The sequence below is a fragment of the Tritonibacter litoralis genome, from assembly GCF_009496005.1.
Classification (GTDB): domain Bacteria; phylum Pseudomonadota; class Alphaproteobacteria; order Rhodobacterales; family Rhodobacteraceae; genus Epibacterium; species Epibacterium litoralis.
This window is the reverse complement of sequence record NZ_WIBF01000007.1, coordinates 41,495-60,303: the sequence shown is the minus strand read 5'-3', so window position 1 is coordinate 60,303 and position 18,809 is coordinate 41,495. Positions and strand designations below refer to the sequence as shown.

The window sequence follows — 18,809 nt, the reverse complement described above, 5'->3', positions numbered from 1 at the left end:
TGTTTCGCGCCTGCGGCACGACCCGCGCCGCGCCTTTGGCGCGGCGCTTGGCCCAACGCGTGACTTCGGCCCGGCCGACAGGCTGGGAGGAAGATCACGGGGCGGGAGCTCCTTTTGATTCCTGTGTGGTTCAGGCCACGCGATGGCTACGGGACCAGACCCCGCGCAATGCCGGTGTCCCGCCACGCATGCGAAAGCGGATAAGGTCGCCGCGTTTGCCAATCTCAATCCGCCCGCGATCCAGCAACCGCACCGCATCTGCCGGTGCCGAGGTCACGGTGGACAGGCCGCGGGCCAGATCGCCCCAGATATCGCCCAGCATCACCGCTGACATCAACAGCGCCGCCGGTACATAGTCGGACGAGACGATGTCCAAGAGTTCCAGATCCGCCAGCTCTTTGGCCGCAACATTGCCCGAATGCGAGCCGCCGCGAATGAGATTGGGCGCTCCCATCATGACCTTGATATCATGGTTATGACAGGCGCGTGCGGCCTCAACCGTTGTTGGAAACTCTGCAAGGCGAATGCCATAGCCAGCCGAGACTCCCACCTGTTCCTCGGTGGTGTCATCATGGCTGGCCAATACCGCACCAAAGCGTTTTGCGGCCTTCACCGTCTCCGCTTCGTGTTTCTCACCATATAGCTCGCGCATTTCCTTCAGCTCTGCGATATGGCGTTGAAAGCCTGCATCGTCAAAACCATGCTTGCCCTTCACATAGGCTTCTAGTTTCGTGACATCCCGAAACTGTCGCTGCCCCGGCGTGTGGTCCATCAGCGACACCAGCCCTACTCGGTCCTCGGCCCCAAACTCATCCAGTTCTTCTACCAGCGTTTCTGAACACACCTCAGCACGCAGATGCAGAAAATGGCTGATCTTCAGCGCATCGGCCTCGCGCAGCTCCCAGAGTTCGCTGGCCAGACCGCGTGCGTATTTGGCGTAATTCGCCTCTTCCCGACGCACGGACCCCACCCTCAGCGCATCAAAAACTGTGGTAATCCCGGTCCCCGCCAGTTCCGCGTCATGGGCAATAATCGCCGCCGCATGGGGCCAGTCGACCTTGGGGCGCGGCTGGATGTGACGTTCCAGATTGTCGGTATGCAGCTCCACCAGACCGGGGCTGACAATATCCCCTTCACAATCGATCGCGCCAGCAGGCACGCTGGTGCCTTCGGCAATGTCTGTGATGGTCTCACCCACACATTTTACGGACCCATGGATGGTTTCATCAGCCAAAACAACCGTGGCATTGGCAAGGATCAATTCTTCTGTCATCTCGGTTTCACATCTTTCGGGCTATGGGAACGGCCACGTATAGGAGGCCATTGTGACATTCACGCGATACGCGATTTACTACGCGCCCCCCGCCGATGCGGCATGGAGCACATTCGGAGCCAGTTGGCTGGGCTGGGACATGGAAAAAGGGGCCGAGGTCGAGCATCCCGATTTTCCTGAACTTGACGTGGCCGCGGTCACCGCCACGCCGCGCAAATACGGCTTGCACGCAACGATGAAGCCGCCGATGCGCCTGGCTGACGGTCAAACGGTTGAGGCGCTGCATGTGGCCTGCCAGGCCTTGGCCGCGCGTCAAAAACCGGTGCTGCTGGACGGTCTGGAAATTGCACGACTTGGCCGGTTTCTGGCGCTGCGAGCAGTTGGCGACCAAACCGCGCTCAATGCATTGGCCGCCGCCTGTGTGACCGAGCTGGACCCCTTTCGCGCCCCGCTGTCTGACGCCGACCTGGAGAAACGCCGCGCCAATGGGCTGAGCCCGGAGCAAGACGCCCATCTGGTGCAGTGGGGCTACCCTTATGTGCTGGACCAGTTTCGCTTTCACATCACCCTGTCCGGCAAGCTCCCCAAGCAGGAGCTGCCAGCGGTCGAAGCAGCCCTGGGCGAGGCGCTGGCCCCGCTGTTGCCCAACCCGTTTGAGATCCGCGACCTTGCGCTGATGGGAGAGGCTGAGGACGGACGCTTTCACCTGATCCACCGCTACGCCCTTTCCGGCTGATCGGGATAAATCACCGCGAGCGCAGCCTGAACGGCGGCGCTCAGCTCCCCGCTGTTGTCGATCTGGTGCACATGGTGCAGCCCCTCAGGCAGCGGTTTGGACGCCTGCGCCAGCCGTTTGGCCTGTTCTTCTGTACTCTCGCGGCCCCGCCCCGCCAGGCGCGCGGCCAAAACCTCGGGGCTGGCGGTCACGTTCAGAATCACAAAATTTCCAAAAACATCTTGTGCATCGACCAGCATGGCGCGGGAGAAGTTCACCAAAACCCCCCGCCCTGCGGCGCGCTGTGCAACCACGGCTGCTGCTGGCACACCATACAAGAGCCCATGCGCCGACCAATGGAGCGCAAACTCCCCCGCAGCCTCACGCTGGGCAAACTCAGCCTCAGTCACCGGCGTGTAATCCTCGCCACCGGCTTCGGGTGCGCGGGTGATCACCCGTTTCAACAAAGACAGGCGCGGCTCAGCCGCGACCAGTGCCTCCATAAGGCTGTCTTTGCCCACGCCCGAGGGGCCGACAATCGCAATCACCGGCCCCAAAGAGATATCATCCGTCATGCGGCCACCTGTGGCGAGAACCCGGTGACATCGATAAAGCGATCACAAACCGCTTCGCGCGCCGCCTCATCGTGGAAAATCCCAACAATTGCAGCCCCACGCGCCTTGGCGGCATTGATCAGCCCCAGAACCGTGGCGCGATTTTTGGCGTCCAGACTTGCGGTCGGCTCGTCCAACAACATCGCCGGATACTCATAGGCAAAGCCGCGCGCGATGTTCACCCGCTGCTGCTCGCCACCTGAAAACGTCGTGGGGCTCAGGGACCAGAGGCGTTCCGGGATGTTCAGCTGCGCCAAAAGGCTTGCAGCCTTATCACGCGCCTTAGCCTGATCTACACCCACGGCCAGCAAAGGTTCCGCCACCACATCCAGCGTCGGCACCCGTGGGACGACCCGCAGGAACTGGCTGACATATCCCAGGGTCTCGCGCCGCAGCGCCAAGATCTCGCGCGGTTCGGCCTGAGCCACATCCACATCGCCGATCAGGATCTGCCCGCTGGCAGCCAGATAGTTGCCATAGATCAGCCGCATCAGGGTGGATTTCCCCGCCCCTGACGCGCCGACAAGCCCCACACATTCCCCCGGTGCGACCTTCAGGCTGGCGCCCTCCATCACCGGGATCACAGCACTGCCTTGGTTATGCAGGGTGAAGCTTTTGCTCACATTGTTCAGTTCAATCATTGCAGGCACCCTCACACTTGCAGAACGCTGGAGACCAGCAGCTGGGTATAGGCATGTTGCGGATCGTCCAGAACCTGATCGGTCAGACCGGTTTCCACCACATGACCGTCCTTCATCACCATCAGGCGATCCGCGAGCAGCCGCACCACCGCCAGATCATGGGTCACGATAATGGCGCTCAACCCCATTTCCCGCACCAATCCGCGCAACAGATCCAACAGACGCGCCTGAACCGAGACATCCAAGCCCCCGGTGGGTTCATCCATGAACACCAGACGTGGGCCAGTGACCAGATTACGCGCGATCTGCAGACGTTGCTGCATGCCGCCAGAAAACGCCGTAGGGCGGTCATCCACCCGGTCTTCCTTGATCTCGACCCGGCCCAGCCAATCAATCGCACGGTCGCGGATGTTGCCATAGTGGCGATCGCCAACCGCCATCAGACGCTCACCGATATTGCCACCGGCCGAAACCGACATGCGCAGACCATCGCGAGCATGCTGATGCACAAAGGCCCAGTCGGTGCGGCTCAGCATGCGGCGTTCCGGTTCGGACATCGTCACCGTATCCACCGGCCCATCGGCCAGCGTGTCAAACACCACCTGCCCCTGATCAGGCTCCAGATGCCCCGCCAGACAGTTCAGCAATGTGGACTTGCCGGATCCGCTTTCGCCGACAATCCCCATCACCTCTCCGGGATAAAGATCAAAGCTCACATCAGTACAGCCGACAAAGCTGCCATAGGTTTTGCGGATATCCCGCACCTCTAACAAAGGCGTCATGCGCTTGCCTCCAATTCGTTTTCAGTGCCCAGTCGGCCCACATGCCCTGCGGCGCGGCGGGAGCGGCAGTAATCTGTGTCCGAACACACAAACATCCGGTTGCCCTGATCATCCAGGATCACCTCATCCAGATAGCTGTGGGTCGATCCGCACAGATCGCATGCATGTTCCGCCTTGGTCGCCTCGAACGGATAGTCCTCAAAATCGAGACTGACGATCTTGGTATAGGGTGGCACCGCATAAATCCGCTGCTCGCGCCCCGCGCCAAACAGCTGGATCGCAGGCATATCCATTTTGGGGTTGTCAAACTTTGGGATCGGGCTGGGGTCCATCACATACCGCCCCTCGACCTTCACCGGATAGGCGTATGAGGTCGCAATCGCGCCATGTTGGCTGATGTCCTCATAGAGTTTCACATGCATGAGGCCATATTCCTCCAGCGCATGCATCTTGCGTGTCTCGGTCTCGCGCGGCTCCAAAAACCGCAAAGGTTCGGGGATCGGCACCTGATAAACCAGGATCTGATCTTCGCGCAGCTCTGCCTCGGGGATGCGGTGGCGGGTCTGGATCACATCGGCTTTTGCTGTTTCCTCAGTGGTGGCGACATTTGCAGTGCGCTCAAAGAATTTACGGATCGAAACGGCATTGGTCGTATCATCCGCACCCTGGTCGATCACTTTGAACGTATCATCCGGCGTCAGCGTCGCTGCCGAAACCTGCACGCCACCGGTGCCCCAACCATAGGGCATCGGCATCTCACGGCTGGCAAAAGGCACCTGATAGCCCGGGATCGCCAACCCTTTCAGGATCGCCCGACGGATCATCCGCTTGGTTTGTTCGTCAAGATAGGCAAAGTTGTAATTCTGGTCGCTCATTCTGCTGCCTCCTTTGTGGCAACGTTTTGTTCTGCCTCGGCACGCAGTTTGCGGACCAGTTCCAGTTCAGCCTGAAAGTCGACGTAGTGGGGCAGTTTGATGTGCTCCAAGAAGCCCGTCGCCTGGATATTGTCGCTGTGGCTCAGCACGAACTCTTCGTCCTGTGCGGCAGCGCCCAGGAAATCTTCGCCCAGCTCTTTCCACCGCAGCGCCCGGTCGACCAGCGCCATGGCAATCGCCTTGCGCTCGGTCTGACCCATCACCAGACCATAGCCACGGGTGAACTGCGGCGGCTCTGTCTTGGAGCCTGCAAACTGGTTCACCGTTTCACATTCGGTCAGTTCCATCTCACCGATTTCAATGGCAAACCCCAGTTCCGGGATCTCCATCTCAACCGCAACCTTTCCGATACGCAATTCCCCGACAAAGGCGTGGTTGCGCGCATATCCGCGCTGGGTGGAATACGCGAGGCTGAGGATAAAGCCCTCATCGCCGCGCGTCAGGTTCTGCAACCGTGTGGCGCGATCTGCCGGATAAGACATCGGCTCGCGGGTGATGTCGCGCGGGGTCTCGTCGCTGGGGGTTTCATCCTGGATCAAGCCATCCTGCCCCAGAAAACCGGTCACATGTGGTGTCGGCTCGGTGCGGGGCTCAGAGGTGGCGGCAGGCGCAACCTCGCCGTCGGCGGCCAGTTTAAAATCCAGCAGGCGATGGGTGTAATCAAAGGTCGGCCCCAAAACCTGCCCGCCCGGCACATCCTTGAAGGTGGCCGAGATCCGGCGGTCACAGGCCATATCCGCGGTCTCTACGGGAAGGCTTGCGCCAAAACGCGGCAAGGTGGTGCGATAGGCCCGGATCAGGAATATCGCCTCAATCAGATCACCGCGCGACTGTTTGATCGCCAGCGCCGCAAGGTCAGGATCATAGAGCGACCCTTCCGCCATCACCCGGTTCACCGCCAGCGACAGCTGTTCCCGGATCTGATCCGTGCTCAGTTCTGCAACAGAGGTATCTCCGCGACGTTCCTCGGCCAGCCAGGCATGGGCATTGTCGATGGCACGTTCGCCGCCTTTTACTGCAACATACATGGGTTACGCCTTCTCGCTGATGTGGCTGGAGCGCGGCAGCGCCTTGATCTGGCTGCCCGCGGTGAAGAAGAGATCAAGCCCAAGCGGGAACAGCACCGTATTGCGCTGCAATTGCGCGACATCCGGCAGGCCCATGGCGATGTGATCCTTAATCCCCGGACCGCTCAGGGATGCATTGGGGGTGTCAAACTCTGGCTGATCCACAATCAGCGTGGCAGAGCGATCCGGGTATTCGGGTGTTCCAATCCTGTATTGCTCCAACGGCAGCAAAGCCTGCCATCCGCCCAGCGCAAAATCCGCCTCGTCTGGCGATACAATCGGCGCGCCGGTGTGGAAGGTGATCCAGGCGCGCAAGCTCGGCGTGTCCACATCTGACGCCAGGAAAACCTTGGTCTCGGGATCACAGAGCGTCAAAACCAAGGTGCCCGCTGCGGGTGAGATGACGGATGGCGGCGTGGCCCCATGAATGTCAAACACTTTACCAGGGCGCGCCATGGCATTCATTGCAGCCCGAAACGCATGGGCGGCATCGATGGCGGGGGCGGCAAATCCACCTGAGAACTGGCTTGTTTCGGCCTGCATCAATCTTCTCCTCGCGCCAGTGTAAAGAAATCAACCTTGGTCGCCGCGGCTTTGGCTGCGCGGTCCATACGGGCTTGGCTGTCCTCAGTCCGCAAGGGCGTCAACACTGCCGCTTCGATGGCGTCAGCGGCCTCACCCTGCATCAACGCATCAATCTTTGCGGCCGTTTCCGCATGAACCTTGTCCCGCCCCTGAACGTATCCATGGCCAACAGTGCCGTCTTCCAGCGACAAGGCACAGCGGGTCACGGTCATCTCGCCAAGGTTAAAGGGCGCACCGGTGCCGCCCATTCTGCCCCGCACCATCACGCCACCAATCTCAGGCGGGCGCAGCCAGGTAAAAGCAGGATCCACGTCATAGGCTGCCCAAAGTTCCTGCAATCGTTGGGGCGATGCCTTGGCCAAAAGGCCCATCCAGGCTTTGCGCGCCGCTGTCGCAGGGGTGGTCGCCGCGTCTGTCATCATTTCGGATTATCCCTTGGCAAGTTTGTCTACCTGTCCTATACAACTATACAAATAATAACTGAGTCGGCCCCTGCGGCCAATTGGTGTTTTGTGAATTTTTCAAGACATCCGAATGAATCAACCATGGAACTGAGGCCATGAGCGGAACACCAATTTGGAAATCCATCAGCCTGACCCTAACCGAAGAGATCGCGCAAGGCCGCTACGACACCGGCAGCAAGCTCCCAGCCGAAAGCCAGCTGGCCGCCCGATTTGGAGTGAACCGCCATACAGTGCGGCGCGCCTTGGCAGAGATGGCCGACAAAGGTCTGGTCCACGCGCGTCGCGGATCCGGTGTGTTTGTTGCAGCCTCGCCGACTGATTATCCCTTGGGTAAACGCGTGCGGTTCCGCCAAAGCCTACGCGCCGCCGGACGCTCTCCTGGCGGTCAGCTTTTGGCCATCACCACGCGCGGCGCAGACACCAAAGAGGCCGAGGCGCTCGCCCTCTCCCCCGGCGCTCCTGTGCATGTCACGGACTCGCTGTCACTGGCCGATGGGCAACCGGTGGCTGTCGCCCAGAGCTGCTTTCCTGCAGATCTCTTCCCTGAATTTCCGAAGGTGCACCAAGAGACACAATCTGTGACCGAGAGTTTTCGAAAGCTGGGCATCGCAGATTACACACGCGCCTGGACACGGCTGACCGCAGTGGCTGCAACACCCACGCAGGCCCTTCATCTGCGAGTCAAGGAAGGCGATCCACTGTTGAGATCCGTCAGTGTCAATACCGCGCCAGACGGTCGACCGATCGAGTTCGGAACAACGTTCTTCGCAGGTCAACGGATCACCTTGACCTTGTCCCCGGATGAATTCGACTGAAGCGTTCGCGGCATAGCTCTCCCGCCCGGTTTTGTCGGCTTTAAAAAACCGCCAAAACCCGTTGGGCCAGGCGCCCCGCTGACGCGGGGCGTGCGCTTGCGGCACGCGGGGGCGCAGCCCGACCAAAGGTCGGGGTGCTTGGCCCAAGGCGATCTGGGTGGCCCGCAGGGCAAGCCATCGGCGCGGGAGCCCTCCATCGCTTGGACCGGTTCTAGCTGTATTTCTCCAAAAACGCTTCAACCGACAGCGCGCGGAAATCCGGCAATGCACGTTGCAGCGCTGCATGATCCCAATCCCACCAGGCCAGTTCCTGCAACCGTTCTGCAATAACTTCCGAAAACCGACGCCGAATAAGCTTCGCTGTATTGCCGCCGACAATCGTGTAAGGTGCCACATCTTTGGTCACGATCGCACTGGACGCCACGATTGCTCCGTCTCCGATCTTGACCTCCGGTTTGATCATCGCCCCATGGCCAATCCATGTATCATGCCCGACGAAGGCCACCCGCGCCGCGCGTTTGTCGAACCAGCCCTTATCGTCTGCCTCTCCCTCCCAATAGGATGCAGAGCGATACATAAAGTGATGCAGCGACGCACGCTCGATGGGATGGTCTGTCGCTCCGATCCGGACACAGCTTGCGATGTTCGAAAACTTCCCGACGTGCACATTGGCCAGATCACAGCTGCGGTCACAATAGCTGTAATCTCCGATCTCCACATTCTTGAGCCGTGTTCCTGCCCCGATTTCCACATAGCCGCCGAACCGGGCTTCAGAAATTTCGCAATCCGGATGAACAAACGGAACGTCAGCCGAGAGTTTTGCCATGTCCCCCTCCTTTGAGTGTCAGTGATGAGCATGTAAAAAGGGCGCGAGAAGACCTCTCGCGCCCCAGGAAACAATAAGGGAAGATCACTTCCCTTGGATCAACCGCTTGCGCAGCCAGCCAGAGAACCAGTCCATAAACATGACCATCAAGATAATGAGGACAATGTAGTAAGAGACCTCTTCCCAGTCTTTCTGTGTGATGATGGCCTGCACAAGCATCAAGCCAATACCGCCACCGGTGATGGCACCAATCACAGTTGCTGACCGCGTATTGGATTCCAGAAAGTACAGGATCTGGCTGATAAGAACCGGCGTGATCTGCGGCAGAACCCCAAATCGGTAGCGTTGCAACGGTTTCGCGCCGGTGGACTGCACGCCTTCGATCTGCTTTCCGTCCACATTTTCCAAAGCTTCTGAGAAGATTTTACCAAAGGTCCCTGAATCCGTGATCAGGATCGCCAAAGCCCCCGTCAACGGCCCCAGTCCAAAGGCGCGGGTCAAGATGATGGTCCAGATCAACGCATCCACGCCGCGCACAAAATCAAACAGACGTCGCACCGCAAATCGCACGGCATAAAAAGGCGCGAAATTTCGGGCCGCCATAAAGGCCAGCGGCAAAGCAATGATCGCAGCTCCCAAGGTGCCCAGGAAGGCCATCAGGATGGTTTCAAAAATCGCCCAGGCCACCGCCCCATGGCGCCACAGCGGGTTGTGCCAGAAGTCATGGAAGATTGCGCCCGCCTCGCCTTGGAAAGCCAATGCCACAACTTCGCCCGCGCTTTTTCCATAGTACGGGCTGTCGAGCGCAAAGAAGAACAATTCCCACCCGTTGAAATAGCGGAACACTTCACTGCGGTTGCGCGTCACGGACAGACGACCTGCATCTGTTTTCACGGACACGCGGTTCTTGGACGCGTTGATCCAATCTGGCAATTGATCTGCGTCCACCGGATAGGTCTGGATCACACCTTGTGATCGGGACACTTCAAAGGTCATGAGGCCAAAATCAGGCACATCATAGGTGATGAGCTCGGGCGAGAATGTAATCAGGTGACCATCACCCAGGTCAATTTCGGTGTTCTCGCCACCGCGTGTGACCCACTCTGGCTCTTGCTCGGCGCCATACCGCGCCTTGCGATCACCTTCGATCGCCACGACAATTTCCCCATTGCGGTTGTTCATCGTGACATGGGTTTTGTAGCTGTAGGTATCGGCAATCAAGGTCTTGGCATTGTCGGCATTGGCACGCTGCCACAGGCCCGGAATGTCAAAAGCAAAGAATGTATAGGCGAGATAAGCCACAATAGCCGCAAGTGCCGCAAAGGTCATCATCCGCTTGCGGCGGAACAAATGCGTGGCCTGCAATGGCAGGTCGGCAGAAGAATCGAGCATTGCCATGATTTAGGCCCTCCCCGCCGCGCCATGCACCAGACGGTCGCGGAAATAGCTTGAGGTCTGATCAACCACCATGATGGTCAGGAACAGAATGATGAACATGGCTGCCGCTTCATCAAACCGGCCCGGCCCCCAGGAGATCGCGTTCTTCAGCTCATAGCCAAGACCACCTGCGCCAACAAAGCCGAGGATCGCAGAGGCACGGATATTGATCTCAAGCCGCAGCAGCGCATAGCTCAACCAATTGGGAGCAACCTGTGGGACAACGCCCAACAGCATCCGCTGCGACCAGCTGGCACCAACCGAGGCAAGACCGTCAATGGGTTTAAGGTCAGCGTTTTCATTCACCTCGGAAAACAGTTTTCCCAAAGCACCCGCAGTGTGAATGGCAATGGCGATCATCGCCGGAACCGGACCACCGCCCATAATAAAAATCAAAACCAGCGCCACCACAATCTCAGGGATTGCGCGCGAAGCATCCATGATCCGGCGAAACACCGGGATCAGCTTGGGGAACCGCGCCAAGCCGCGGGTCGACAGCAATGACAAGACAATCGCCACAGCCGCCCCCAATAGGGTCGACAGGGCCGCAATATTGAACGTTTCCAGCAATGCAGGGATGTATTTCAGCATAAAGCCCGGCAAAGCATGCAGGTTTGCCCATGCTTCTGAGACTACCTCACCTGGGTAGTCAAAAAAGTTGTCAATCCCGCCCCAGAAGCTGCCGCCGTTGCGCGTTGACGCAACTTGGAAGCCAGACACCATGAGAACGACAAAAAGAAGGAGCATCAGCCCCGAGTACAGCCGCTTGCGCGAAACCTGTGCGATGTAATCATCTGTCACAGCGTCCGCGTGCAGTTTGGTTGTGGCCAAGTCAGCCATCAGGGCGCCCCCGTATTAAAAACGGCGAGCCGGCTTTGAGCCAGCTCGCCTGATAGAATTAGTCCAGATTAGTTTTTGGACTTCGCCAGACGCGCACCGATGATGGATTCATAAGCGTCGTGTGTGATCGGATCGAAACCCAGGGATTCACCTGCAGAGATGTTGTAGGCGCACTCTTTGTCGTTCTCATACATGCCGTCGATCAGAGCGACCATTTTCTCTTTTACGTCAGCAGGCAGCGCTTTACGCAGAACAATCGGGCCTTCTGGGATCGGCTTGGATTTCCAGATTTGAACCAGGTCGTTCATGTCGATCAGGCCGTTGTCGACCATCTTGCGCAGCTGGCCAGAGTTGTAGCCATCTTCCCACTCGCCCAGACCGTCGGCCCAGGTTACGCCGCCGTCAACGTCGCCGTTTACAACCGCCAGAACAGTCTGCTCGTGACCGCCGGTGAACTTTACTTCACCAAAGTAGTCGCCAGATTCCATGGTGATGCCGTCTTTGTATGTCGGGATCTCGATGGAAGGGATCAGGTAGCCGGAAGTGGAGTTCGGGTCACCAAAGCCAAAGACTTTGCCTTCCATGTCGTCCAGGGATGCGATCGCGCTGTCTGCGCGGGCAAAACCGATGGAGTGGTAAGCAAAAGAACCGTCAACGTTGATTTTAACCAGAACAGGCTCAACCGCTTCCGGGTCCTGCAGGTAGGTCGCAGCGTAAGAAGACGCGCCCAACCATGCATAGTCCAGGGTGCCGCCTACGAGACCTTGGATAACACCAGCATAGTCAGCAGGGGTGAAGATTTTCACTGGAACGCCCAGAGTTTCTTCAACATGCGCCTTCAGGCACTCATGTGCGTTCAGACGGTCCTGTGCGTTTTCGCCGCCCAGGATGCCGATGCGGAATTCAGTGATACCTTCTGCAAAAACAGGGGTGGTCAGGGCTGTGGTGGCCAGAACGGCCGCGATTACTTTTTTCATCTCAAAAGCTCTCCAGGTTGGTTACCCCGGAGTGCTTTCACTCCGGGAGGATGAAAACACGAAAGTTTATTGCGCTGGAACAGGGGCCGCGCCGTATTCGCCTGCGGTCTTTTCCAGTGTGTCAATCTCGGTCGACGTCGCCGCTTCCGAGAATTCCTCGCCCGCGCCGTAAATCTCGCGCGCGACGCCGGTGGTCAGTTGGTCCGGCAATCCGTCAAAGACGATGCGACCGTCCCGCATACCAATCACCCGGTCACAATACCGGCGTGCCGTGTCCAGCGTGTGCAGGTTGGCGACCACGGTGCGGCCATCTTCTTCGTGGATGCGGCGCAGGGCCTGCATCACGGTCTGTGCGTTCATCGGGTCCAGCGATGCAATCGGCTCGTCCGCAAGAATGATCTTGGGGTCCTGCATCAGCGCGCGGGCAATCGCCACACGTTGCTGTTGACCACCCGACAAAGCCTCAGCGCGTTTGGGTGCGTGTTCAGCAATCCCCAGACGGTCCAGAATATCAATGGCGCGGTGAATATCCGCCATCGGATACAGGTTGAACATCGTGGCCAATGTGGAGCGGCGATTCAACGTTCCGTGCAGCACGTTGGACACAACATCCATACGCGGCACCAGATTAAACTGTTGAAAGATCATCGCGCATTCGGACTGCCATGCGCGCTTAGCCGATCCTTTTAATGTGGTGATCTCACGACCTTCAAAATTGATCGAGCCTTCAGAGGCATCACCCAAGCGGTTAATCATCCGCAACAAAGTCGATTTACCTGCGCCAGAGCGACCAATAATGCCCAGCATACATGGCTTGTCGATTTCCAAAGTCGCGCTGTCGACCGCGATCTTATCGCCAAAGCGTTTGGTTAGTTTTTCAATACGCAGCACGTGCGGCCCCCATCTCAGTTGACGGAGGTCTTAATGAGCGGCCTCAAAGGATTTGTGAACGTTACGTAAAGGTTTCATGACACACCAAGGGTGTCTGGTTAAGCTTGTGCCCCATTCAAAGTACCGCAGCGCTTTTAATGCTCTTCAGTAATAGTCACGTTCTAGAACGTTGCAAATTCCCATTCATCCCTGTCGCAAAATCGGAAAAAAGCCGCCTTACGCTGGCGGCCCCTTCTAACACATTGCGTTTTGAATATGAATCACACCCAAACGCCTTCGGCAGCCGCACGGATCGCCTTGATGTTTTCACCATAGACATCCGGATTTTCGACGGAACCACCACGGAACACCGCTGAACCTGCCACCAACACATCCGCTCCGGCCTTTGCCACCAGCGGCGCGGTCTTGGGGTCCACACCTCCGTCGATCTCGATATGGATGGGGCGATCGCCGATCATGGCGCGCAGCTTGCGCACCTTGGCCGTCATATCGATGAACTTCTGCCCGCCAAAACCGGGGTTCACGGTCATGACGCAGACAAGATCTGTGAGGTCCAGCAGATGTTCGACAGCCTCCGCCGGCGTGCCAGGATTCAAGGCAACCCCCGCCTTCATCCCTGCGCCGCGAATGGCCTGCAGCGTCCGGTGAATATGGGGGCCAGCCTCGATATGGGCGGTCAGCACATCCGCACCCGCCTCGGCATAGGCGTCAATGTAAGTGTCCACCGGGGCGATCATCAGATGCACGTCCATGACCGTTTTGACGTGCGGACGAAAGGATTTAACCGCTTGCGGGCCAAAGGTCAGGTTCGGAACAAAATGACCATCCATCACATCGATATGGACCCAATCCGCGCCCTGCCCTTCAATCGCCTGGATCTCTTGGCCGAAATTGGCGAAATCCGCCGAAAGGATGGACGGGGCGATTTTGATTTTACGGTCAAAAGACATGGGTCTCGGTCCTGTCATAAGATGATTTGCGGTCTCTATAGCGACAGGAGCGCTAGGCATACAAGGCAATGCCCGCAAATCCCTGGCCCAGAAATCGCTAACATACCGAAAAGGAGACCGGCGATAGAGTTGCCTCTATTGCGCCCTTCCCGCGCTTGCGTCATGATCGCTCAACACGTTGCAAATGGAAACCGGATGCGTAAATTCCTTGTTGTTCTTGATGACAGTCGCGAATGTCTGAACGCGATGCGCTTTGCGGCGATGCGCGCGGCCCATACAGGCGGTGGCGTCACCATCCTGTCGATCATCCCGCCGGATGAGTTCAACCATTGGATTGGTGTCGGCGAAGTAATGCGTGAAGAGGCACGGGAACGGATCGAAGTTCACTATGAGGTCTTCGCCAAATGGATGCGTGACCGTCAAAACGTGGACCCTGAACTGGTGATCCGCGAAGGCGATGCAGTGCCCGAGATCCTGGCCCAGATTACCGAGGATCCAGAAATCGGCGTTCTGGTTCTGGGAGCGGGCACTGAACGCAAAGGTCCAGGTCCGTTGGTCAGCCAGCTGACAAAATCATCCGGCAGTTTGCCGGTGCCCGTCACCATTGTCCCTGGTGATCTGTCCAAGGAAAAGCTGGAAGAGATCACCTGATCACAGGTCACTCTTGCGTGCCGGACCTGCCTGTCCCCGGCACGCCACCGCTTTTATTGACGCGCCCGATGTGCTGCCACTTTGGCCCGATTGCCACAAACAGCCATGCTGCACCACCGGCGGCGATTGTTGCGTGTGGTGTCGTGAAACCAATAGGTGCACGAGGGATTCGCGCATTTGCGGATCCGATCTGGTGCATTGAGACAAAACATCTCGGCGACCTCAACAGCCACACGCACCACAAGGTCCTCGGCTGTTTCCAACAGAGGTTGGAACCGCATTGTGCGCACGCCATCTTTGGTTGTCGTGATCTCATAATGCCCCCGCCCCTGCGTCAGCATCTGGTTCAGACGCTCCAGAAACGCAGGCGAGGCATCCGGTACGTTTTCCTGCACCTCTGCACGCAGTTCTCGAAGGCTTTGCGCTGCCGCGTCTAGCTCTTCAATAGTCAGGCGTTTCTGCAGGCTTTCGCACTCGGCTGCGGTCAGTAATTCCACCGCTTGCATCCAAGCCAGAAGTTCCTGACCATTAAAAATCCAGTCCAGCTCCTCCCCATAAGGAGCTCCAATTGTATTCACGATCTCCAGCCCCTTGTGGTCTGCGATCAGATAGGGGTCGGGTAGTTTTGACGCCATTATTCCGCCTTCCGGTCAATCTCTTCACAACTCTGTGTGCAATGCTGCAACCACCATAACAGAGTTTGACAAGTTACGCGAGTCGCCAGTAACCATCTAAGCATCACTTAGATAGTTACGGAGATGATCCATGACCAAACTGCTGCATATTGTTGCCTCCCCGCGTGGCGCTGAATCGAAATCCAACGCTCTGGCGACGGCTTTTGTTGAGTCCCAAAAAGAAAAGAACCCAGGCCTGGAAGTTGACGTCCTGGACCTGTTCGCAGAAGAGCTGCCTGCATTTGACGGCGATCCAGCCGCTGCAAAGATGACATTCTTTGGCGTTGGCGAAATGGACCCGGCAAAAGAAAAAGCCTGGGATCAGGTTGCGTCTATCACCCAGCGTTTCATGTCTGCAGATCACATCGTCATCGGCGCGCCGATGTGGAACGGTGGCGTTTCTTATCGTCTGAAGCACTACATCGACATCATCACGCAACCTGGCATGCTGTTCGGCTTTGATCCGGAAAAAGGCTACTTTGGCCTGCTGGAAAACAAAAAAGCCACTTTGGTTGTGTCTTCCGGCGTTTGGGCACCCGGTGCAGATGCGAAATACGGCACGGACTTCCACTCGAACTACCTGCAGTGGTGGCTGGAAACCATCGGTATCAAGGACGTCGATACCGTACGTTACCAACCCTCCCTGCTGACCGCAGACCCGCAAGCGGGCTATGACGCGGCACTGGCGGAGCTGAAAGCGCTGTAAGGTTTATCCGCCCCTTTGGGTTTAGGAGCGGAAAAGAAGAACGGTCGCGCGTCTCGTGCGGCCGTTTTTATTGTTTTAGAACGATTCCAAAACTTGACTTATTCCTGTTGCAAGCGCATATCCCTTGGGCACCCCAAAGGAGGATCCCGCATGTTTATTCAGACCGAATCCACGCCAAACCCGGCAACGCTCAAGTTTTTGCCCGGTCAAACGGTTCTGAACACGGGAACAGCTGATTTTCCAACCGCTGATGCGGCGGATAAATCCCCTTTGGCGCTGCGCATCTTTGCTGTGGCTGGCGTTGAAGGTGTGTTCTTTGGCAATGATTTTGTCACCGTCACAAAATCAGAAACGGTGGAATGGGATCACATCAAACCGGCCATCCTTGGTGCTGTGATGGAACATTTCCAATCCGGCCAGCCAGTGATGGCGTCGGATGCGGAAACCAGCTCGGGCCATTCCGAACACACAGGTGAAGACGCAGAAGTTGTGAACCAGATCAAAGAGCTTCTGGACAGTCGCGTGCGTCCAGCCGTGGCACAGGATGGGGGTGACATCACCTTCCACGGATTTGATCGTGGGATTGTGTATCTGCACATGCAAGGCGCTTGCGCTGGCTGCCCCTCGTCCACCGTGACCTTGAAGATGGGAATTGAAAACCTGTTGCGCCATTATATTCCAGAGGTGATCGAGGTGCGCCCCGTTGCCGTCTGATCCAGTCGCAAGCGGTCCCATCGTCCTGGCATTTGATACATCGGCCGCGCATTGCGCGGCCGCCGTGCTTTGGGGTGATCAGATATTGGCTGAACGGCTGGAGCCCATGGCGCGCGGACAGGCCGAACGTTTGATACCACTGCTGGACGAGGTTCTGGCGGAAGCTGGAACATCCTGGTCTGATCTGACCGCCATCGGTGTGGGCGTTGGGCCAGGGAATTTTACTGGAATCCGCATTTCGGTTTCTGCTGCGCGCGGTCTGGCCCTGGGTCTTGGCATCCCGGCCATTGGCATTGACGGGTTTCAAAGCCGTCAAACTGACGGCACACTGGCCGCGGTTCCTGCCCCCCGCGACCATGTCTATGTGTCGCCGCCGGGCAAAGCGCCGCGTCTTCTGCCGATGCCTGAGGCCGAAGAGATCGCCCGCGGCGCGGGGCTGACCTTGGTGTCTGTGGCCAGCCCCCCTGACATCGCCGGTCGAATTGCCCAATCTGCGGCAGCAATGATGGCACAGGGTGGAACGGATCTGCCGCCCCCCGCGCCCCTCTATCTGAAGCCCGCAGACGCCGCCCCGTCCAAAGATCAAGGGCCTGTGTTATTGGATGGCTGAGGCATTGACCGCAGACCAGCTGGCCCAAACCCATCTGGCCGCATTTTCCAAGGGGCGCGCCTGGACGTCGGCGGAGTTCACATCCCTTTTGCAAAGCCCGCTGGTCTTTGCCCATGGCGACAACCGTTGTTTCGCGCTGGTTCGTGTGGTTGCGGATGAGGCTGAGTTGCTCACCTTGGCCACACATCCAGACCACCAGCGCCATGGATTGGCCCGTGGTCTGATGGAGGACTGGCACAGAGTTGCGCAACAGCGTGGGGCGCAGCATGCCTTTTTGGAAGTCGCAGCAGACAACTCAGCCGCGCGTCGCCTATATGACACATGCGCATATGAAACCGTGGCAACCCGGCCTGGATATTACGCAAGATCCGACGGGCCAGACGTGGATGCGCTGGTGATGCGTCACGCATTTGTTTGAGCGGAAGACACCGTCCAACATCACTGTCTGCCCAGAATTTACTCCACGTTTTTACTTTTCCCGCCGGCAAGGTCACATCAATGTGTAAAAAACCATTGACCATACCAGTCACTGTGCCCTTAATCGATTGGTCAAAAAACGACAATTGCCCCCACATGGGCCAGCACATAACCTGTCAAAAGACACCAACTTGGGAGTAACACCATGAGCCTGATGAAAACCCTTCTGGGCGCAACCGCAACTTTGGCCGTCACCGCTGGTCTGGCGAGCGCAGAACCGGCGCTGATCTTTGATCTGGGCGGCAAATTCGACAAATCCTTCAACGAAGCGGCCTTTAATGGTGCCGAGCGTTGGGCAGAGGAAACCGGTGGCAAATACCGTGAGATCGAACTGCAGTCCGAAGCCCAGCGGGAACAGGCGCTGCGTCGCTTTGCCGAAGCAGGGTCAAACCCAATTATCACCATGGGCTTTGGCATGGCGGATCCGTTGACCACAGTTGTTGGCGACTATCCTGACACCAAATTTGTTGTAATCGACGTGAACTGGCTGGATGCGCCGAACCTGCGCCAGGTTGGTTTTGCGGAACATGAAGGCTCGTATCTTGTGGGCATGCTGGCTGCGATGGCCTCTGAATCCGGCACCGTTGGTTTCATCGGTGGTATGGACGTTCCTCTGATCCGTCACTTTGCCTGCGGTTACGCACAGGGCGTCAAAGCCGTGAACCCGGACGCAACCGTTGTGGCTAACATGACCGGCACAACCCCGGCTGCTTGGAACGATCCGGTTAAAGGCTCTGAGCTGACCAAGGCGCAAATCTCCCAAGGTGCCGATGTGGTCTACGCTGCGGCTGGTGGCACAGGGGTTGGCGTTCTGCAGACTGCTGCGGACGAGGGCATCCTGTCCATCGGCGTCGACAGCAACCAGAATCACCTGCACCCTGGCAAGGTTCTCACCTCTATGCTGAAGCGTGTTGACGTTGCGGTATATGAAGCAATGAAAGCAGGCGCGGACGTTGAGACCGGTGTGTTCAGCATGGGCCTGGCCGAAGAAGGCGTTGGCTTTGCGATGGATGAAAATAACGCCAGCCTCGTCAGCGAAGAGATGGCGGCTAAGGTTACGGAAGCACGTCAAAAAATCATCGATGGTGAGCTGAACGTGGTCTCTTATTACACCGACAGCAGCTGCCCGGTTCTGGACTTCTAATCAGAAAATCCAAACTGGGAG

23 protein-coding genes are annotated in these 18,809 nt (G+C 57.8%); 8 read left to right on the top strand and 15 right to left on the bottom strand.

Annotation, left to right across the window (positions count from 1 at the left end; translation table 11 throughout):
* Positions 1-130: 130 nt before the first annotated feature.
* Positions 131-1,273, bottom strand: coding sequence for an alpha-D-ribose 1-methylphosphonate 5-triphosphate diphosphatase (locus GFB49_RS12235; protein ID WP_153216171.1), 1,143 nt, complete (start codon positions 1,271-1,273; stop codon positions 131-133).
* A gap of 52 nt (positions 1,274-1,325) precedes the next feature.
* Between GFB49_RS12235 and GFB49_RS12230 the strand changes: the two genes are divergently transcribed.
* The gene (locus tag GFB49_RS12230; protein ID WP_343032556.1) at positions 1,326-2,009 is read left to right on the top strand and encodes a DUF1045 domain-containing protein; all 684 of its coding nucleotides are present in this window, start codon (positions 1,326-1,328) and stop codon (positions 2,007-2,009) included.
* On the opposite strand, the gene phnN is transcribed toward GFB49_RS12230, so the two are convergent.
* The 7 genes from phnN to phnG are packed head-to-tail and all read right to left on the bottom strand — an operon-like array spanning position 1,991 to position 7,034.
* Positions 1,991-2,563 (bottom strand): phosphonate metabolism protein/1,5-bisphosphokinase (PRPP-forming) PhnN, encoded by a 573-nt coding sequence (gene phnN / locus GFB49_RS12225; protein WP_153216170.1) that lies wholly within the window; start codon positions 2,561-2,563, stop codon positions 1,991-1,993. The genes GFB49_RS12230 and phnN overlap by 19 nt on opposite strands.
* Positions 2,560-3,243 (bottom strand): phosphonate C-P lyase system protein PhnL, encoded by a 684-nt coding sequence (gene phnL, locus GFB49_RS12220; RefSeq protein ID WP_153216169.1) that lies wholly within the window; start codon positions 3,241-3,243, stop codon positions 2,560-2,562. The genes phnN and phnL overlap by 4 nt, the downstream gene beginning before the upstream one ends.
* Before the next feature lie 11 nt (positions 3,244-3,254).
* Positions 3,255-4,025, bottom strand: a complete 771-nt coding sequence (phnK, locus tag GFB49_RS12215) for a phosphonate C-P lyase system protein PhnK (RefSeq protein ID WP_153216168.1) — start codon at positions 4,023-4,025, stop codon at positions 3,255-3,257.
* Positions 4,022-4,900, bottom strand: coding sequence for an alpha-D-ribose 1-methylphosphonate 5-phosphate C-P-lyase PhnJ (locus GFB49_RS12210; protein WP_153216167.1), 879 nt, complete (start codon positions 4,898-4,900; stop codon positions 4,022-4,024). The genes phnK and GFB49_RS12210 overlap by 4 nt, the downstream gene beginning before the upstream one ends.
* The gene (locus GFB49_RS12205) at positions 4,897-5,988 is read right to left on the bottom strand and encodes a carbon-phosphorus lyase complex subunit (protein WP_153216166.1); all 1,092 of its coding nucleotides are present in this window, start codon (positions 5,986-5,988) and stop codon (positions 4,897-4,899) included. The genes GFB49_RS12210 and GFB49_RS12205 overlap by 4 nt, the downstream gene beginning before the upstream one ends.
* Positions 5,989-5,991: 3 nt before the next feature.
* Positions 5,992-6,570: a phosphonate C-P lyase system protein PhnH gene (phnH, locus tag GFB49_RS12200; protein WP_153216165.1), complete on the bottom strand. Its 579-nt coding sequence runs from the start codon at positions 6,568-6,570 to the stop codon at positions 5,992-5,994.
* On the bottom strand, positions 6,570-7,034 hold the full coding sequence (gene phnG / locus GFB49_RS12195) for a phosphonate C-P lyase system protein PhnG (protein WP_153216164.1): 465 nt from the start codon (positions 7,032-7,034) through the stop codon (positions 6,570-6,572). Before phnG ends, phnH begins: the two co-directional genes overlap by 1 nt.
* 137 nt (positions 7,035-7,171) lie before the next feature.
* Between phnG and phnF the strand changes: the two genes are divergently transcribed.
* Entirely contained in the window at positions 7,172-7,891 is a 720-nt protein-coding gene (phnF, locus tag GFB49_RS12190) for a phosphonate metabolism transcriptional regulator PhnF (RefSeq protein ID WP_153216163.1), read from the top strand.
* A gap of 211 nt (positions 7,892-8,102) precedes the next feature.
* Here phnF and GFB49_RS12185 read toward each other — a convergent pair whose 3' ends face one another.
* The 6 genes from GFB49_RS12185 to rpe form a co-directional block, all read right to left on the bottom strand.
* Positions 8,103-8,717: an LbetaH domain-containing protein gene (locus GFB49_RS12185; protein WP_153216162.1), complete on the bottom strand. Its 615-nt coding sequence runs from the start codon at positions 8,715-8,717 to the stop codon at positions 8,103-8,105.
* 84 nt (positions 8,718-8,801) lie between these two features.
* Positions 8,802-10,115 carry a phosphonate ABC transporter, permease protein PhnE gene (phnE, locus tag GFB49_RS12180; protein WP_153216161.1) on the bottom strand — a complete coding sequence of 438 codons (1,314 nt, stop codon included), beginning with the start codon at positions 10,113-10,115 and terminating at the stop codon, positions 8,802-8,804.
* A gap of 3 nt (positions 10,116-10,118) precedes the next feature.
* Positions 10,119-10,994: a phosphonate ABC transporter, permease protein PhnE gene (gene phnE / locus GFB49_RS12175; RefSeq protein ID WP_153216160.1), complete on the bottom strand. Its 876-nt coding sequence runs from the start codon at positions 10,992-10,994 to the stop codon at positions 10,119-10,121.
* A gap of 68 nt (positions 10,995-11,062) precedes the next feature.
* Complete coding sequence (gene phnD / locus GFB49_RS12170; RefSeq protein WP_153216159.1) at positions 11,063-11,971, bottom strand: phosphonate ABC transporter substrate-binding protein; 909 nt, start codon at positions 11,969-11,971, stop codon at positions 11,063-11,065.
* A 66-nt stretch (positions 11,972-12,037) separates the two neighbouring features.
* A complete protein-coding gene (gene phnC / locus GFB49_RS12165) occupies positions 12,038-12,862 on the bottom strand; it encodes a phosphonate ABC transporter ATP-binding protein (RefSeq protein WP_343032555.1) in 825 nt (274 codons plus the stop codon).
* A gap of 260 nt (positions 12,863-13,122) precedes the next feature.
* The gene (gene rpe, locus GFB49_RS12160; RefSeq protein ID WP_153216157.1) at positions 13,123-13,812 is read right to left on the bottom strand and encodes a ribulose-phosphate 3-epimerase; all 690 of its coding nucleotides are present in this window, start codon (positions 13,810-13,812) and stop codon (positions 13,123-13,125) included.
* Positions 13,813-14,007: 195 nt separating this feature from the next.
* Here rpe and GFB49_RS12155 point away from each other — a divergent pair, with 195 nt between their 5' ends.
* Positions 14,008-14,463: a universal stress protein gene (locus GFB49_RS12155; protein ID WP_153216156.1), complete on the top strand. Its 456-nt coding sequence runs from the start codon at positions 14,008-14,010 to the stop codon at positions 14,461-14,463.
* A 53-nt stretch (positions 14,464-14,516) separates the two neighbouring features.
* Here GFB49_RS12155 and GFB49_RS12150 read toward each other — a convergent pair whose 3' ends face one another.
* A complete protein-coding gene (locus GFB49_RS12150; RefSeq protein WP_153216155.1) occupies positions 14,517-15,098 on the bottom strand; it encodes a CGNR zinc finger domain-containing protein in 582 nt (193 codons plus the stop codon).
* A gap of 130 nt (positions 15,099-15,228) precedes the next feature.
* Here GFB49_RS12150 and GFB49_RS12145 point away from each other — a divergent pair, with 130 nt between their 5' ends.
* The 5 genes from GFB49_RS12145 (at position 15,229) to GFB49_RS12125 (ending at position 18,788) form a co-directional block, all read left to right on the top strand.
* Positions 15,229-15,843 (top strand): FMN-dependent NADH-azoreductase, encoded by a 615-nt coding sequence (locus GFB49_RS12145; RefSeq protein ID WP_153216154.1) that lies wholly within the window; start codon positions 15,229-15,231, stop codon positions 15,841-15,843.
* A gap of 150 nt (positions 15,844-15,993) precedes the next feature.
* Entirely contained in the window at positions 15,994-16,557 is a 564-nt protein-coding gene (locus tag GFB49_RS12140) for a NifU family protein (protein WP_153216153.1), read from the top strand.
* Complete coding sequence (gene tsaB, locus GFB49_RS12135) at positions 16,547-17,167, top strand: tRNA (adenosine(37)-N6)-threonylcarbamoyltransferase complex dimerization subunit type 1 TsaB (protein ID WP_153216152.1); 621 nt, start codon at positions 16,547-16,549, stop codon at positions 17,165-17,167. Before GFB49_RS12140 ends, tsaB begins: the two co-directional genes overlap by 11 nt.
* On the top strand, positions 17,160-17,585 hold the full coding sequence (locus tag GFB49_RS12130) for a GNAT family N-acetyltransferase (protein WP_246149702.1): 426 nt from the start codon (positions 17,160-17,162) through the stop codon (positions 17,583-17,585). The genes tsaB and GFB49_RS12130 overlap by 8 nt, the downstream gene beginning before the upstream one ends.
* Positions 17,586-17,789: 204 nt before the next feature.
* Complete coding sequence (locus tag GFB49_RS12125) at positions 17,790-18,788, top strand: BMP family lipoprotein (protein WP_153216151.1); 999 nt, start codon at positions 17,790-17,792, stop codon at positions 18,786-18,788.
* Positions 18,789-18,809 lie beyond the last annotated feature (21 nt).

What these genes read in the sequence shown, in the direction of transcription:
- phnF (WP_153216163.1), top strand. Translation starts at nt 7,172, where the DNA reads ATGAGCGGAACACCAATTTGGAAATCCATCAGCCTGACCCTAACCGAA.
- phnN (WP_153216170.1), bottom strand. Translation starts at nt 2,563, where the DNA reads ATGACGGATGATATCTCTTTGGGGCCGGTGATTGCGATTGTCGGCCCC.
- GFB49_RS12155 (WP_153216156.1), top strand. Translation starts at nt 14,008, where the DNA reads ATGCGTAAATTCCTTGTTGTTCTTGATGACAGTCGCGAATGTCTGAAC.
- phnK (WP_153216168.1), bottom strand. Translation starts at nt 4,025, where the DNA reads ATGACGCCTTTGTTAGAGGTGCGGGATATCCGCAAAACCTATGGCAGC.
- GFB49_RS12125 (WP_153216151.1), top strand. Translation starts at nt 17,790, where the DNA reads ATGAGCCTGATGAAAACCCTTCTGGGCGCAACCGCAACTTTGGCCGTC.
- phnG (WP_153216164.1), bottom strand. Translation starts at nt 7,034, where the DNA reads ATGATGACAGACGCGGCGACCACCCCTGCGACAGCGGCGCGCAAAGCC.
- phnL (WP_153216169.1), bottom strand. Translation starts at nt 3,243, where the DNA reads ATGATTGAACTGAACAATGTGAGCAAAAGCTTCACCCTGCATAACCAA.
- GFB49_RS12235 (WP_153216171.1), bottom strand. Translation starts at nt 1,273, where the DNA reads ATGACAGAAGAATTGATCCTTGCCAATGCCACGGTTGTTTTGGCTGAT.
- phnE (WP_153216161.1), bottom strand. Translation starts at nt 10,115, where the DNA reads ATGGCAATGCTCGATTCTTCTGCCGACCTGCCATTGCAGGCCACGCAT.
- GFB49_RS12145 (WP_153216154.1), top strand. Translation starts at nt 15,229, where the DNA reads ATGACCAAACTGCTGCATATTGTTGCCTCCCCGCGTGGCGCTGAATCG.
- phnE (WP_153216160.1), bottom strand. Translation starts at nt 10,994, where the DNA reads ATGGCTGACTTGGCCACAACCAAACTGCACGCGGACGCTGTGACAGAT.
- GFB49_RS12205 (WP_153216166.1), bottom strand. Translation starts at nt 5,988, where the DNA reads ATGTATGTTGCAGTAAAAGGCGGCGAACGTGCCATCGACAATGCCCAT.
- GFB49_RS12130 (WP_246149702.1), top strand. Translation starts at nt 17,160, where the DNA reads ATGGCTGAGGCATTGACCGCAGACCAGCTGGCCCAAACCCATCTGGCC.
- phnH (WP_153216165.1), bottom strand. Translation starts at nt 6,570, where the DNA reads ATGCAGGCCGAAACAAGCCAGTTCTCAGGTGGATTTGCCGCCCCCGCC.
- GFB49_RS12185 (WP_153216162.1), bottom strand. Translation starts at nt 8,717, where the DNA reads ATGGCAAAACTCTCGGCTGACGTTCCGTTTGTTCATCCGGATTGCGAA.
- GFB49_RS12150 (WP_153216155.1), bottom strand. Translation starts at nt 15,098, where the DNA reads ATGGCGTCAAAACTACCCGACCCCTATCTGATCGCAGACCACAAGGGG.
- GFB49_RS12140 (WP_153216153.1), top strand. Translation starts at nt 15,994, where the DNA reads ATGTTTATTCAGACCGAATCCACGCCAAACCCGGCAACGCTCAAGTTT.
- GFB49_RS12210 (WP_153216167.1), bottom strand. Translation starts at nt 4,900, where the DNA reads ATGAGCGACCAGAATTACAACTTTGCCTATCTTGACGAACAAACCAAG.
- phnD (WP_153216159.1), bottom strand. Translation starts at nt 11,971, where the DNA reads ATGAAAAAAGTAATCGCGGCCGTTCTGGCCACCACAGCCCTGACCACC.
- rpe (WP_153216157.1), bottom strand. Translation starts at nt 13,812, where the DNA reads ATGTCTTTTGACCGTAAAATCAAAATCGCCCCGTCCATCCTTTCGGCG.